This is a genomic window from Vibrio orientalis CIP 102891 = ATCC 33934 (assembly GCF_000176235.1).
GTDB classification, from domain to species: Bacteria; Pseudomonadota; Gammaproteobacteria; order Enterobacterales; family Vibrionaceae; genus Vibrio; species Vibrio orientalis.
Genome location: NZ_ACZV01000004.1, coordinates 979,637 through 994,933, shown reverse-complemented (window position 1 = coordinate 994,933; position 15,297 = coordinate 979,637). Strand labels below are relative to the sequence as shown.

Below are 15,297 nucleotides of genomic sequence, written 5' to 3'. Positions count from 1 at the left end.
ACTCCCTGTCTTCAGTGCCTCAAAAGGGTCTATTTTTTCCATCTCTCTCAAATGAATGATGAGAATTTTTACGGCTAAGACTATCTGATCTAAAGATAAATCTCACATAGCTATACTGATTCTGTTGCCCATTGACGAAATATGCAAGTAAAGAATGGGGATCGAGATTAAGTAAAGTGAATAGAAGTGACATAAGCCGTAATTTATGTGCGCTTGATCATTCTTCCGAATACTAAAATGATGCTTTTTTCAGCACTTGGGCTCGAGGTTGCATAAGAGCTTTCAGTGATGGTTAGTAGTAAATAGCTGCTGATTTATTTCTGAATTTCGAGTTACTTCACTTTTGGTATAACATAACTATATCTGAGACCCAATTTATCGTGTTCTGTTATGTCACCATCGCCAAAATCACTAGATGAGCAAAAACCTGCCAAAGAATTGTCGCCTCGTCCGGCTCAATTAGTGACGCTGCCATCTTATATGGAATGCCATGACCATAATTACACGCAAGTCGTGATTGGCCTAAAGGGACAGGCTGAGTTTGAAGTTAGTGGCTATGGTAATTTGGTCGGGCCTGGTCAAGGGTGCGTGGTAACCTCAGGAAGTGGTCATGCATTTGGCGGAGTAGTAGGCCAGTCGGACATACTGGTACTTAACATGCCGTTAGCGACATCTGATGATCCTTTGATGCTTCAGCGTCTAAATGAACTTAATCAAAAAGAAACCTATTTTCAGCTCGACGGCCAGATTCAAAAACTGATTCAAATGTTAGTGGCTGAAATGCAATCGAGCCCGGATGATTTGCTTCTAAGTCGTGCCTGTAACGATACGGTAGTGGCATTGCTACAGCGACATATGTCGGCTTTTGAAACTGTGCGTAAGGAATCGCGTTTCGACCTTGAGGCGATTGATCGTTATATAGAGCAACACTTGAGTCAGAAAATTTCAGTGACTCAGCTCGCGGGTAGCATTTTCTTAGGTGAAAGCCAGTTCCACTCTCTGTTTAAAGACCAAATGGGCATTACCCCTCATCAGTATGTATTAGGTAAGCGCATCGATATGGCTAAGAACCTCATTGAACAAGGTAATCTCACTTTAGGTCAGGTCGCTGAGTTCACCGGTTTCTCTGGGCAAAGTACTTTCACTCATACCTTTTCTCGTCTCCAAGGGATGTCTCCCTCTCACTATAAGAAACAATTCGGTTAAATTGTATAACGTTAACCATATAATATATTGCCTATTTGAGTGTGACTCTGTTTTTGTTTTGTTAATAATCAGAGTTTTTAGCAAAAAGCTCGGAGTTTTTGACAAGTAATCTTCTCAAGCTCAAAATACACTGCAAGCCATTGTAGAAACCTGAAATGATTTCAGGTGTGAGATTGAGGAAAACGCATGTTTACAGCGACTGATGTGTTAAACGCTGAGTTTGTTGAGCAACCGCTTAATGAACTCTGGTCGTTGATCTCGCCACTTTATATGGTGGACGAATCACAATGGCTTGAACAACTTCTGCCACTAGCCGTACCGACCGAAGACGAAAAAGTTCAGATTGCGGATAAAACCACTCGCTTAATCGAAGTCATTCGAGCGGACAAAAAATCAATCCAAATGATTGATGCCTTGCTATTGGAATACAGCTTGGATACCCAAGAAGGTATTTTGCTAATGTGTCTGGCAGAAGCGTTAATGCGAATTCCAGACTCTGCAACCGCAGATGCGCTTATCCGTGACAAACTGACGGTTGCCGATTGGAAGTCACACCTGAAAAACTCTGACTCTGTGTTTGTTAACGCCTCGACTTGGGGACTGATGCTGACAGGTAAAGTGGTGGGTTTGTCTGAAAACGAATCTCAAAGCCCAGCCAGTGCAGTAAATCGCTTAGTTAACAAGATGTCTGAGCCAGTGATTCGTAAAGCGATGCACCAAGCAATGAAGGTGATGGGTCACCAATTTGTCTTGGGCCGTAGCATTGCTGAAGCGCAAAAGAACGGTCGCGCAATGCGTGATAAAGGCTTCACATACTCATACGATATGCTGGGTGAAGCGGCTCTAACCACAGCAGACGCGAACAAGTACTTCAAAGATTACTTGATGGCCATTGAAGCTGTCGGTCGGGATGATTATGCACAAGACAAGAGTCCAGCCCCATCGGTTTCTATTAAGCTATCTGCTCTTCACCCTCGCTATGAAGTGGCGAATGAGCAACGTGTACTGACTGAGCTATACGATACATTGCAGCAGTTACTGCGCCGAGCGGTAGAGCTGGATGTCGCGATTACGATCGACGCTGAGGAAGTTGATCGCTTAGAGCTATCTTTGAAGTTGTTTGAGAAGGTATACCGTAGCGAGCTTGTTCAAGGCTGGGGTAAGTTTGGTTTAGTTGTCCAAGCGTACTCAAAGCGCGCCTTGCCTGTTTTGGTTTGGCTGAATGGCTTGGCGAAACAGCAGGGCGATATGATCCCGCTGCGTCTGGTAAAAGGTGCGTACTGGGATAGTGAAATTAAGTGGTCACAACAAGCTGGCTACAGCGATTACCCAGTTTATACTCGCAAAGAAGCAACCGATGTTGCTTATCTAGCCTGTGCTCGTTTCCTACTGAGTGAAAATGTGCGCGGAAATATCTTCCCGCAGTTTGCGAGTCATAATGCCCAGACAGTGACGTCGATCGCTGTGATGGCGGCTCACAAAGAATTTGAGTTCCAACGCCTACACGGCATGGGGGATTCACTTTATAACCATGCAATGGAAGCATACCAGCAATCTGTACGTATTTATGCGCCAGTTGGTAGCCATAAAGATCTGTTGCCATACCTTGTTCGTCGCCTTTTGGAAAACGGTGCAAACAGCTCGTTTGTCCACCGTTTGGTCGATGCTCGTTGCCCGGTAGATACCCTAACTGAGCACCCAGTCGATATGCTAAATGCATTCGATACGCTAAATAATGCTCAGATTCCATTACCTCCAGCGGTTTTCCCTGAGCGTAAAAATTCGGTTGGCGTCAACGTTGACATCGAAAGTGAAGCAAAGCCATTTGAACATGAAGTAGAGAGCTTCCTTGATAAACAATGGACTGCAGGTCCTATCATCAATGGTCAGTTCCACGCCGAAAGCATGATCAAGGCAAACTTGAATGTAGAGCCAGTAACGGCACCTTATGATCGCCGTATTAATGTTGGCCAGGTGGCTTTTTCTACCCTTGATCATGTTTCCGAAGCGATTGACGGTGCAGAGGCTGCTTTCGCCGATTGGAGCAATACACCATCACAGACTCGCGCTGAAAAACTAGACGTGCTAGCGGATCTTCTTGAAGAACACTTAGCTGAGCTTGTTGCGCTGTGTCACCAAGAAGCGGGTAAGACGATTCATGACAGCATTGATGAAGTGCGTGAAGCGGTCGACTTCTGTCGTTACTACGCAAAACAAGTGGATGCACTTGGTTCATTGCCAGTCACTGGCTTTGATGGACAGCAACGCAATGTGTCACGTCAAGGGCGTGGTGTGTTTGTGTGTATTAGCCCATGGAACTTCCCGCTGGCGATTTTCTTAGGTCAAGTCTCAGCAGCGCTTGTTGCAGGTAATACTGTTGTGGCAAAACCTGCTGAGCAAACGACGCTGATTGCGGCTCGCGCCGTAGAATTGATGTTAGACGCAGGTTTCCCTGCAGGTAGCATCCAGCTACTTACCGGGCGCGGCGCAGAAATTGGTTCTGCATTGACATCCCATTCGGCAATTGCTGGCGTAGCGTTTACGGGTTCAACAGCGACAGCGCAGCGAATCAATCAAACCTTAGCTGAGCGTGATGCAGCGCCAGTACCGTTTATTGCTGAAACCGGTGGTCAGAACGCGATGATCGTTGATAGTACCGCGTTGCCAGAGCAGGTAGTTCGTGACGTCATTCGCTCTGCATTTGCATCTGCAGGCCAGCGTTGTAGTGCACTCCGCGTGTTGTATGTGCAAGAAGATATCGCAGATCGCATTGTCACTTTGATTCAAGGGGCGATGCAGGAACTGAGTGTTGGCAAGCCTTATCTGCATTCGACGGATGTTGGGCCAGTAATCGATGCAACGGCAAAAGCGAAACTGTTGGCGCATATTGAATCGATGACAAGCAGCGAGAAAAAAGTGGCTCAGTTGACACTGACAGAAGAGCATGACAATGGCGATTTTGTTGCACCAACAGCGTTTGAAATCCGTGATATTTCATGCCTTAAAGAAGAGCAGTTTGGTCCTATTCTCCATATCGTTCGATTCAAAGCTAGTGAGCTGACGCAAATCGTTGAGCAGATAAACAACACGGGCTTTGGTCTAACAATGGGCATTCATAGCCGCAATGAAACCACTTATCGCTGGATTGAAAAGCACGCTCGAGTAGGTAACTGCTATATCAACCGAGACCAAGTTGGTGCGGTGGTCGGTGTTCAACCGTTTGGTGGACAGGGACTTTCTGGAACGGGACCAAAAGCAGGTGGTCCTCATTATTTATACCGTTTTACTCAAATGCAGTTTTCTTAATTAGTGGGCAAGGAGAAATAGTATGGTTCATCAAGTAACACGTTTTTCTGATGCTTTCTCAGCGTGGGAAAACTGGAATCTAACCAATTTTGATTCTAAGAGTGAGTGTTTGCTCGCTTTTAAACAGGCCTTACAACAAGTAGAGCCTGAGTTAGCGTCCGTTGTTTCTTATCATATTGAGCAAGCGTCAGCGCTTTTAGCTGAAACGCATCAATTGATCGGTCCAACTGGGGAGACTAACGAACTATACACCGCAGGACGTGGTGTTGCTCTAGTGATTCAAGACAGCTCTCAGGAACAAGCTACATACGCTGTTATGGCCCAGCTCACGGCTGCGCTTATCTCAGGTAATAGCGTTATCTTGTGCAGTGATGACACAGAGCTTAGCCAAGCCTTGGAGTCTGCGTACCTGCAGTCTTCACTTCCTACCAACTTAGTACAGTTTGCAGCTCTAGATGCTTACCATCAGCTTCTTGATTCAGATGTACGCAGTGTGGGGTATGTAGGTAACCCTGAGGTTGAAAGGAGTATCAACCGACAATTGGCAAAACGTTCAGGCGCGATTGTTAACTTAACGTCTGAAACGGATCTTGTGAGCATACCTGTCGCTCATGATCCACATTTAGTGCTTCGGTTCATTACCGAGCGTACTAGAACTATAAATATAACAGCAGTGGGTGGTAACGCGACCTTGTTAGAACTTGGCGCTGAAAATCACTAATCTTCAATGACTTGCCCTCGAGAGAGGGCATTCAGGGAAGGCGATCTTTTAAAAGAGGACAAATCAAATGGAAAATAGCTTTGCTATTACAACCACGTTTATTGCGTATCTGATCCTGATGCTTGCAATTGGCGTTATTGCTTATCAACGAACGAAAAGCTCAAGTGACTATTTCTTAGGTGGTCGTTCGTTAGGCCCTTGGCCAGCAGCGCTTTCTGCAGGTGCATCGGATATGAGTGGTTGGTTGTTATTGGGCTTGCCTGGCTATGCTTATGCAGCGGGTATTGAAGCTTTCTGGCTTGCGGGTGGCTTACTAGTCGGTACTTGGTTGAACTGGTTAATCACAGCGAAACGTCTACGTACGTACAGCATTACAACGGACGCGCTAACTTTACCGGAGTTCTTATCTCGTCGTTTTAACGACAAATCAAAGATGATTCAGGTAATTTCTGCATTCTTCATTCTTTTATTCTTCCTTTTCTACACCAGCTCAGGCCTGGTTGCAGGCGGAAAACTATTTGAAACAGTCTTTGGTCTTGATTACACCACAGCGGTCATTATTGGCACTGTTTGTGTAGTTTCTTATACATTGTTTGGCGGTTTCCTTGCGGTATCTTGGACTGATTTGGTTCAAGGTCTACTGATGGCGGCGGCGCTCCTGATTGTCCCTATCACGGCAATGGAAGGCGGTTTGGGCCAACTAAGCAATGATCTGTCGGCTATCAACCCTCAACTTTTGACTTTATGGAATGACTCAAAAGGTGAGCCTTTGAGCGCGATTGCAATCATTTCATTGGTTGCATGGGGTCTAGGTTACTTTGGTCAGCCACATATCCTAGCGCGTTTTAAAGCATCACGTTCAAACCGCGATCTGACGACGGCCCGTCGTATTGCTGTTATCTGGACAGGCTTGTCTATGATTGGCGCAATGCTGGTTGGTCTGGTTGGTCTGATCTATGTGAACAACTCTGGCATCAGTGTGGATGACGGTGAGAAGATCTTCATGTTACTGGTGAACTCGCTATTCCACCCAGTCGTTGCCGGTATTCTTCTTGCCGCGATCTTAGCTGCAGTAATGAGTACTGCGGATTCTCAGTTACTTGTTTCTTCTTCTGCATTGGCTGAAGATTTCTACAAACAAGTGTTTAAGAAAGATGCGAGCTCAGAAGAAATCGTGATGGTCGGTCGTATCGCGGTCGTTGGTATTTCTATCGTTGCATTGATTCTTGCAATGACACCGGACAGTTCAGTGCTTGGCCTAGTCTCTTACGCTTGGGCTGGATTTGGTGCGGCATTTGGCCCTGCTTTAATTCTTAGCTTGTACTGGGAGCGTATGAACCGCAATGGTGCACTAGTTGGTATTCTGGTTGGTGGTATCACGATTGTGGTGTGGAAGCAGTTATCAGGTGGTTGGTTTGATGTGTATGAAATCGTACCAGGAATTATTTTGTCGACTCTGTCTATTGTTGTAGTCAGTATGGTGACGGGTGAACCTGAAGCATCGGTTAAGTCACAGCATGCGACATTTAAAAAGCAGCTTACTGAGCTCGATTAATTAATCCCAATGGTTTTAAATAAAAGCCTCGCTCTGCGAGGCTTTTTTATTTTCCCATTCAGCTAGCCGACTATTCTGGAAAGGTTCGTATATTAATTGAACAAGGTTCACATTTTATGAACTAAAGTATGAGTTGTGGGAACTCTCGCTTCCATAATGTGTCGATTATCAGGAAGACTGATTTAGCCGGAGAGAGAAAATGCCACACCTGCACTGCCATTGCTGCCAAAAAAGTACCCCACATAAGATTGTATTAAAGCGTTGTAATGAACAACAACACTCGGTGGTAAAATCAATGGCCTGCTTTTTTGCTACAGTGTTTAAAGGCGCTCATTACGTGAAAATGGAAAAACAGGCGTTTTGCCGTTCGTGCAATACGCAAACGGAGTTCGTTTCTCAGCCACAAGGTGCATTTTCTGGCGTGAAAATCGCGTAACCTTCACAAAAATATCGTTAAATTTAGTGCAGATGTAAGTTCTAAAGCGCTTTTATTTTAAGATGGATCTTCTCGTCTTAATAAGAGCTGCCAATGGAACTAGATAGAATCGACCGTGAAATTCTCCGTGCCTTAAATCTAAAAGGTCGACTTCCTATTGTTGAGTTAGCTAAGCAAGTTAATTTAACCACCTCTCCCTGTTCTGATCGTGTGAAACGATTGGAGAAGGAAGGCTATATTAAAGGCTACCATGCCGAGCTAAACCCAGAGAAACTGGGTTTGGATGTACAAGTATTTATCCATATTCGCCTTGATCAGACTAGCTTTTCTATATTCGAAAAATTCGCTGAAGCAGTATCCGATATGCCAGAAATTGAAGAGTGTTACTCACTTTCTGGAGACTTCGATACAATGATTAAGGTCAGGGTAAAAGATATGAAGGCCTACCAAAGCTTCATGTCGACGAAACTGGGAACCTTACCTGGAGTGATTCAAACTCGTAGTGAGGTGGTCATCGAAGAGCATAAAACCAGCTTTGGGGTGAATGCAGATTTGATTGGCAAATTATAGAAAAGGGAAGCAGTGCGCTTCCCTTTTTAGTGTTCGTTAGTGTTAAGCGAAGAACGATGACACAACACCAATTAAACCACCAAATACACCGCCCCACACAACTAGCCAACCCAAGTGCTCTTTGATCATTGTTTGCACCATCTCTTTGACTAGGCGAGGAGTCAACTCGCTCAAGCGTTGGTCAATAATATTTTCAACGTTTACTCTTATCTCATCCATCATAGCGGGTGCTTCAAATTGCTCTTTGAGCGCATCTTTAATGGTGTCACTTTGACTCATGTCGATGATCGCTTCTTGCATTTTTTCAACGAACGGCTGCTTGAGAGGTTGAAGTGCTTCTGTACCGCCAAACATAGCGAGCATTCCGCCAAACTGTGAGTTGGCAATAACCTCGACTAAAGAGTCGAAAGTTGGGTTGAAATCGATTTTCTCAATCACGGGCTCTAGGTTAAGTGTCTTACCACCGGACATCTCTGTGCTTAAAAACTTGTCGATGTTCTCTTGGGTAAAAAACTGTTCCATCATTAAGTTCTTTATCGCCGCTTTAAACTCTTCAAATCGTGCTGGGATGACACCAGAACCATACAGTCCAGGCACCTTTTCAAACAGCATGTGAATAGCTAGCCAGTTGGTGATTGCGCCAGAAAAAGCGAATAAACCCGCATAAAACGCGATTTGGTTGCCGGCTTGATAGCCACCAGCGAGAAGGGCTAGGGCGACTACGTTAGTAATTAAGCTCTTGTTCATGGAGAAATTTAAAGAAGTTATTAGTGAAAACGGGAGTATATAACAACTCAGAGAACTTTTGGCACACAAACACTTCATGTAAGCGATAACATTGTTTTACCGCTTATAGGTATCTGACGCTGATCTACTCTCGAGTGAGGCAAGTGCCTCACTTTTCTTCAGTGTTGATAATCGCTTGGCTTATATGTTCAGGGATAAGCGCCTTAGTGTGGTTTGTAAAATCAAACATTACACATGTCGCGCTTCCTACCGTTACGACCTTCCCCAGTTTTCGGCTGACAATTTGGTATTCCATCGTAAAGCGGTCATCTTGTAGGTCGCTTACTCGGGACCCAATTAACAGTGTATCAGGGTAAGTCACCGGCAGCTTATATCGGCATTCAGTATGGCCTAAAACGGGGCCAATGTGGCTCTGTTTTAGATTCACCAGCAAGTCAATTTGTTTGAAGTAGTCGAGTCGAGCGGTTTCAAAGTACCGAAAGTAGACGGCGTTATTTACATGCTGTAAGGCATCCATTTCTCCCCATGCTACTTCTATTTCAGTGGTGACTGGAAAGTCATTCAGTAACTCATCCATGGTGGTTCTCCTTTAAATCGAGTAAATATACTAATTCAAAGGTGTTGTGGTGGGGGTTAAATGTTAACAAGTTGTGATCTGGATACCTCTAGCCTCGTTAGTAGAATTAAATAATTTCGGGGTTAGTTGTCGTAAGGGACGTCATCTAGCTGCCACATTTTAAGTGTGTGCTCAACATCCAAGCATTCCCCAAGTAATATCTGATATTTAGGATCGTATGGCTCACCAATATAAGTGGTTCTGATAAGTTCTCCGGTTTTCATATCTACTTGGGTGACTGTCCTACCTTTGAAGTTTTGCAAAATAATAAACTGTTCGCTTTGAAAGACCAGTTGCTCTTTGTAAAACCAAAATGTATCAGCGGAGTGTAAAAGCTCACACTTCAAAGGAATTGAACTGGATTGTCCAGTCTCAGGATTGCTCAATAACAGTACGTAAAGTAATAAGGTGCTCATAGCATCATCCTTGTCCCACCTTAGAAATTAACTTAAGTATAGTTCCGGAGGTAGGTTTGGCCGCACCTTTTTACTGAGCATTAAAAAAGGGCCCGAAGGCCCTTAATTATAAACAATTAGGTTCGATATTGTTTGAGTACATCCGCCAGCGATTGAGAGGCTTGGCTCAAACTAGCGATTCCTTGAGACGATTGCTCAGCAACACTTCTAATTGTGTTAGATTGGGTTCTAATATCACTGAGTTCTGAAGCGATATCATTTGCGACTGCGCTTTGTTCTTCTGCAGATGTTGAGATCTGAATACTCATATCCATAAGCGTTTTGGCAGACTCAGAAATAGCTTGAACATCATTACCGATATTAGCAACGAGCTCACTGCTTGTTTTCGCTTGGCTGACCGTTTGTTCGGTAATCGATGAAATACTGTGAGTCTCTGTCTGAAGTTTCTCTATCATCGACTGAATCTCTACCGTAGCGGCTTGAGTTCTTCCTGCCAGCGTTCGAACTTCATCCGCGACGACGGCAAAACCTCGCCCTTGTTCACCTGCGCGAGCGGCTTCGATTGCTGCGTTCAGTGCTAATAAATTAGTTTGCTCAGAAATGGCATTGATGGTGGTGATCACTTCATTAATTTGCGTTGTGTTATCGGTTAAGCTTAAAACTGATTGAGAGGCCTGGCCAATATAGTCGGACAGCTTGCCAATTTCGTTAATGGCGGATTGGACGCGGTTGTGGCTATTTTCAATATGATCCGAATCGTTTTCGGTTTGCTTCGTCGCTTGCTGAGAAATGCTCGACACTTCTTTAGCCGATGCAGTCATTTGCTCCATTGCAGTTGCAACTGAATCAAGGGAAGCATATTGATGGCTGATTTGGGTTTCACTGAGTTTCATCTCTTGCTCAAATGAAGACGATGTATCGCTCAATGTCGTCGCATTGTCTTTTACGGTCACAACCAGATCAGTCAATGTATCCATCGCTTTGTCGAGCGCGCAGCCGATAGTGCCAAATTCATCACGACCTGGGTGGAAACCAAGGCGTGATGTTAAATCCCCTTCACCAATGCGTTGTGTCGTTGTATATAGCACCCACAGCGCGCCGCCTAAGAAAGTAGCGACCCAGTAACAGAAAATCGCAAATGGAATTGCCCATAGATAGCTTAGAGCGAAAGTAACTAAAGCTTGAGACTCTAGCTCTTCGATATTTGGATTGGTGAAAGTCAGTTGATAGGTTGTCCCACTAGAATGCGTCGCTGATACTACGGCAACGCCTTGTCGATAACTTGGTTCGCTAGGTTGTGACACGGTTGCGATTTGGCCGCTATTTGCAATCGCGGTGCTATCGGAGTGCGTCAATACACCAGCGAGATATTGCTCGGCAGCGACAATTGTTTGTGTCTCAATATTGTTGACTGTTTGGTAGTAACGCCCACCAGCGAGAGCAGTAACAGCAATCAAAAACAGCGAGAAAATGACCCAGATCTTGTCGTTTATCGACATCTTAATAAACAAGCGATCTATAGTACGAAATTCAACTTCTTTCATATTTCAATCCGTTGGTTGAGTGATTTGGTCGTAACTATGTAATTTAGTGATGACAAATGTATCGAAATATAACTCAAATTTACCTGACTTAGATCTCATATGTATGTAACAGTCTGTCGTATTGAATTCATATTTGTGATCTTAATTGGTGTTGGTGGCAATGGATAGTGGTATTACCGCCTCGAATAATGAGCGATATAGAACTGGCATATTGTTTGCTGTTCTGATTACAAATTTACGGAGGAAATATGAAGATAATTGAAGACCGTTTGGAAAGTTCGGCTGTATTGGATTTATTGCGTGAACACCTAGAGGATATGAATGCAACATCGCCTGCTGAAAGTGTGCATGCATTAGATGTGTCAGGTCTCAAAGAGCCCTCAGTCACTTTTTGGAGCAGTTGGCAGGGAGAGCAACTACTAGGATGTGCTGCGCTAAAAGCGTTGAGCCACGAACACGGTGAATTAAAGTCGATGCGAACTGCAACCTTAGCGAGGAAGATGGGTGTAGGTTCGACCATGCTTCGTCATATTTTAGACTATGCTCGCCAACAGGGTATGACTAAAATCAGCTTAGAAACGGGCTCAATGGCTTACTTTGCGCCAGCAAGAGCGTTATACGAGAAGCATGGTTTCGAGTATTGCGAGCCTTTCGCTGACTATACGCTGGATCCTAATAGTCAATTCATGAGCATTACTCTATGAAGCGCTAAATGTATCGCAACCTAGTCGCTATTTTGGTGCCTGAAAGCACCAAGATGGAGCGCTTGTCTTGTCTGTAGGTAATTTGGGGCTTTTATTCTGGCAAATTTTCATCCAGTGAGAATTTGGTTAGATGGAGCTATCGTCATCTTCTATACGGGTTACTAACCTAGAGGTAAGTTTGTTTTCATTAGTAGGTAGCAATGAACCTCATCGTCAATATTCATAAAGGAGTGCGCAAGCACGGATTCGAATTAGCTACGCGTCAGGCGTGGAAATGTGGAATGAAAGCAAATCTAGTAAAGCGTGTTGTTGGGGTCGCAAGAGGGCAGATTGTGTGCGTGATTGAGGGGGTAAGACCTGAATTATCAACTGAGATTAACAATGTCGTACACAGTGAAGAGAAGCAAGGTAGGTACGTGTTTGTTGGCGGAATTGTCTGGCAACCAAACGATCTACTAGCACCGGGCTTTCCTGATTTTATGTTTATGCATTTACGTAATTTGAGTGCGAAGCATAAGTACATGACCGATGAAGAACTGTTTTTGAATTTAGCGTGAGAAGGCCGTGATGTTAGCTCTATTTGGTAAGTGTCTTTTGGGTTCCGCTGCGGTATTAATGATTGCGCTACTTTCAAAAAGTAAAAGCTTCTATATCGCAGGTTTAGTGCCGTTGTTTCCTACCTTTGCTCTCATTGCTCATTACGTTGTGGGTACGGAACGTGGCATGGAGGCTCTGAGAGAGACCGCACTGTTTGGTCTTTATTCTTTGCTACCTTACGCAGGGTATTTGCTCGCGGTTTATTATTTTAGTTATCGATTTAGCTTAGTGAATACACTCTCGATGGCGACTGCAGTTTGGCTTACATCAGCGATGATCTTGCTGTTAGTCTGGACCAGATCGATGCAAACAGTGTAAAAAAGCCTAGGTTTCAAACCTAGGCTTTTTACTAGAATGGATACCAGAACAGTTCGGTGTCTATCCAGCGTTTGGCTATTGCCAGCGCGACAATTATGGCAATCGCGGTTAGGCACAACTTGTCATTACGCCCTAGCGGCTTCGCGCTATACCAAGTTCGGCTGCTATGTCGACCAAACCCACGCAGTGTCATTGCATTTGAAATTTCATCTGCTCTATCTAGGCTTGAGAAAATTAGCGGGCCAAGAATCTTTGCCACGTTTTGCAGACGTTGCATCAACGGGGTGTTTTTTGAAATATCGAGCCCGCGAGCTTGTTGTGCATGCATGATATTGACGAAATCATTTTTTACTTCTGGCAGGTAGCGTAGGGTCAGGCTTACCGCATAGGCAATTTTGTAAGGCACACCTATTCGGTTTAAGCTCGCAGCGAACTCAGTCGGGTGGGTTGTAAATACAAACACCAAGGCAATCGGGAACATGCTGAAATACTTCAATGTGACTGTGACTAAGTAGAACAAGGTCTCTTGAGTCAGAGAGTAATTGCCGGGTAATTCGAGCAAGGTCGTGGTACTGCCGATATATTCACTGCCTTGCTGAGGGGCGAGAAGGAACATAAACAGCGCATTAAGTAGCAGTACACTACCTGTACCGATTAATAATGGTTTGTATACCTTGACCGGAACGCGCGTCATTTTGAGTAGCATAAGTCCTGACACGATCAACAGGCCGATAAGGCGCAAATCGAAGGTTGTTAGGACCACGGTCACCCAAGCCATAAACAGAGCGAATTTTGTAATACCGTTTAGGCCATGTAGCGGCGATTGAGTATCAACGTAGCTGATACCAAACTTCATCTTAGAGGCATTCATGCTGCATGGTGCTCCTGTTGAATAAAGTACTGCATAAAGCTGTTGATATCCGTTTTACCTAACCCCTTAGCTAAATCGTACAAACTGGTCGTGGTTAAATTCGCCTGCTCTAATAGCGCTGGCTGACTGAATACTTGGGTCATTGGCGCATCAGCGATGAGTTTACTGTCCGAAATCACGATAGAACGGTCGGTATATTCAAGTACTAGGTGCATATCATGAGAGATGATAATCACCGTAATACCAAGCTGTTCATTGAGTTTTTTAATAAAGCTCAACATTGCCGTGTAGTTACGATAATCCTGCCCTGCGGTTGGCTCGTCAAGGATCAGAAGTTTAGGTTCTAACACAAGAATTGAAGCGATAGTGACACGCTTTTTCTGCCCGTAGCTTAAAGCTTCAATAGGCCAGTTGCGATATTTACTCAGCCCACAAAGCTCAAGTACTTCAGTCACTTTCTGTTGAATAGCAGATTCTTCTAACCCTTTATTACGCAGCCCAAAAGCGATCTCATCGAAAATCATATGATGGGAGATCATATGATTTGGGTTTTGCATCACCACACCAATCCGTTGGCTACGTTCAAAAATCGATAATGATGACAGCTCTTGACCGTCGAGAGCAATTGAGCCCAGATCTGGATTAATGACGCCCATAACCAACTTGGTAATGGTCGATTTACCTGAGCCATTTTTACCTAAGATCGAAACAAACTCACCTTGCTGAATATCAAACGATACACCTTCGAGTGCATTCTTTTCGCCATCGTATGAATAGGTCAGATTATCAATGGATAAAAGCGTATGACTGTGCCCAGCATGTGTTGGCGGCTCTGCTTGCCAATGTGCGAAGTAGGGCTTGAATGGCTCTAGCGATAGCTGATCTAATGAATCACGTTGCAACTTTTCATCTAGTGGGCACTGCGCCGATTTAAGTGCTGAGAGATAGAGAGGTTCGCGGATTCCGTGGCTCTCTAGTAGCGGCGATGCTAACAGCTCATTCGGCGTCATATCGGCAACAATTGCCCCTTGGTCCATTAGAATTACGCGATCGACAGAGCGATGGAGTACATCCTCTAAGCGATGCTCAATAATAATAATGGTTTTACCCGTTTCTTGGTGCAGTTGGTCAATGATTTCGATGGTCTTGCGACCCGTTTGTGGGTCAAGTGCTGCTAAGGGCTCATCAAACAGAAGCGTATCGACTTCATCCACCAAAATACCAGCCAAAGAGACACGCTGTTTCTGCCCACCAGATAAATCGTGAGGTGAGCGTGTCAGTAAATCCTCCAGCTCCACCATCTTTGCCGTGGCTTTTACTAGCGGGTACATGTCTAGATTTGACATCAACTGATTTTCTAAAGCGAATGCAATGTCTTCACCAACACTTAACCCAACAAATTGGCTGTCTGTATCTTGTAAGACAGTACCAACTTGTTCGGTGTATTGATGCAGGTCGAGTGTCGTCGAATCTTGACCGTTAAGCAGCAGTTGCCCTGATGTCTCTCCCTTTATTGCATGAGGGATTAGGCCATTTAGACATTGGCCAAGGGTAGACTTCCCACTACCGCTTGGACCGATAATGACGATTTTCTCTCCTTTCTCTATCCTTAGATTGATATGTTTCAGCGTTGGTTTGTCCAGCGAGTCATATCTAAAAGAGAAGTCAGAAAATTCAATTGTCATTGATG

Annotated in this window: 14 protein-coding genes; 8 read left to right on the top strand and 6 right to left on the bottom strand. The window is 44.5% G+C overall.

Features of this window, described 5'->3' with window-relative positions; translation table 11 throughout:
- Window positions 1-390: 390 nt before the first annotated feature.
- From VIA_RS08010 to VIA_RS07990, 5 genes are all read left to right on the top strand, one after another.
- Entirely contained in the window at window positions 391-1,206 is an 816-nt protein-coding gene (locus VIA_RS08010) for an AraC family transcriptional regulator (protein ID WP_004412313.1), read from the top strand.
- Between the two features lie 186 nt (window positions 1,207-1,392).
- Window positions 1,393-4,512, top strand: a complete 3,120-nt coding sequence (putA, locus tag VIA_RS08005) for a bifunctional proline dehydrogenase/L-glutamate gamma-semialdehyde dehydrogenase PutA (protein ID WP_004412312.1) — start codon at window positions 1,393-1,395, stop codon at window positions 4,510-4,512.
- A 22-nt stretch (window positions 4,513-4,534) separates the two neighbouring features.
- The gene (locus VIA_RS08000) at window positions 4,535-5,233 is read left to right on the top strand and encodes a hypothetical protein (RefSeq protein WP_004412311.1); all 699 of its coding nucleotides are present in this window, start codon (window positions 4,535-4,537) and stop codon (window positions 5,231-5,233) included.
- A 67-nt stretch (window positions 5,234-5,300) separates the two neighbouring features.
- Window positions 5,301-6,788, top strand: a complete 1,488-nt coding sequence (gene putP, locus VIA_RS07995; RefSeq protein ID WP_004412310.1) for a sodium/proline symporter PutP — start codon at window positions 5,301-5,303, stop codon at window positions 6,786-6,788.
- Between the two features lie 529 nt (window positions 6,789-7,317).
- Window positions 7,318-7,794, top strand: coding sequence for an Lrp/AsnC family transcriptional regulator (locus VIA_RS07990; protein WP_004412308.1), 477 nt, complete (start codon window positions 7,318-7,320; stop codon window positions 7,792-7,794).
- Between the two features lie 42 nt (window positions 7,795-7,836).
- Here the strand turns inward: VIA_RS07990 and VIA_RS07985 are convergent, their stop codons facing one another.
- The 4 genes from VIA_RS07985 to VIA_RS07970 all read right to left on the bottom strand — a co-directional run bounded on the left by VIA_RS07985 (window position 7,837) and on the right by VIA_RS07970 (window position 11,117).
- Window positions 7,837-8,541, bottom strand: coding sequence for a DUF445 domain-containing protein (locus tag VIA_RS07985; RefSeq protein ID WP_004412307.1), 705 nt, complete (start codon window positions 8,539-8,541; stop codon window positions 7,837-7,839).
- A gap of 148 nt (window positions 8,542-8,689) precedes the next feature.
- On the bottom strand, window positions 8,690-9,118 hold the full coding sequence (locus tag VIA_RS07980) for an acyl-CoA thioesterase (protein ID WP_004412305.1): 429 nt from the start codon (window positions 9,116-9,118) through the stop codon (window positions 8,690-8,692).
- Window positions 9,119-9,240: 122 nt separating this feature from the next.
- The gene (locus VIA_RS07975) at window positions 9,241-9,573 is read right to left on the bottom strand and encodes a hypothetical protein (protein ID WP_004416107.1); all 333 of its coding nucleotides are present in this window, start codon (window positions 9,571-9,573) and stop codon (window positions 9,241-9,243) included.
- A 116-nt stretch (window positions 9,574-9,689) separates the two neighbouring features.
- Window positions 9,690-11,117, bottom strand: a complete 1,428-nt coding sequence (locus VIA_RS07970) for a methyl-accepting chemotaxis protein (RefSeq protein WP_004412301.1) — start codon at window positions 11,115-11,117, stop codon at window positions 9,690-9,692.
- Window positions 11,118-11,365: 248 nt separating this feature from the next.
- Between VIA_RS07970 and VIA_RS07965 the strand changes: the two genes are divergently transcribed.
- From VIA_RS07965 to VIA_RS07955, 3 genes are all read left to right on the top strand, one after another.
- Window positions 11,366-11,821, top strand: coding sequence for a GNAT family N-acetyltransferase (locus tag VIA_RS07965; RefSeq protein ID WP_004416110.1), 456 nt, complete (start codon window positions 11,366-11,368; stop codon window positions 11,819-11,821).
- 200 nt (window positions 11,822-12,021) lie between these two features.
- Window positions 12,022-12,378 (top strand): hypothetical protein, encoded by a 357-nt coding sequence (locus VIA_RS07960; RefSeq protein ID WP_004416114.1) that lies wholly within the window; start codon window positions 12,022-12,024, stop codon window positions 12,376-12,378.
- 10 nt (window positions 12,379-12,388) lie between these two features.
- Window positions 12,389-12,736: a GlpM family protein gene (locus tag VIA_RS07955; protein ID WP_004412294.1), complete on the top strand. Its 348-nt coding sequence runs from the start codon at window positions 12,389-12,391 to the stop codon at window positions 12,734-12,736.
- A gap of 31 nt (window positions 12,737-12,767) precedes the next feature.
- On the opposite strand, the gene VIA_RS07950 is transcribed toward VIA_RS07955, so the two are convergent.
- The gene (locus VIA_RS07950) at window positions 12,768-13,607 is read right to left on the bottom strand and encodes an energy-coupling factor transporter transmembrane component T family protein (protein WP_004412292.1); all 840 of its coding nucleotides are present in this window, start codon (window positions 13,605-13,607) and stop codon (window positions 12,768-12,770) included.
- Window positions 13,604-15,292, bottom strand: coding sequence for an ABC transporter ATP-binding protein (locus tag VIA_RS07945; RefSeq protein ID WP_004412291.1), 1,689 nt, complete (start codon window positions 15,290-15,292; stop codon window positions 13,604-13,606). The genes VIA_RS07950 and VIA_RS07945 overlap by 4 nt, the downstream gene beginning before the upstream one ends.
- Window positions 15,293-15,297 lie beyond the last annotated feature (5 nt).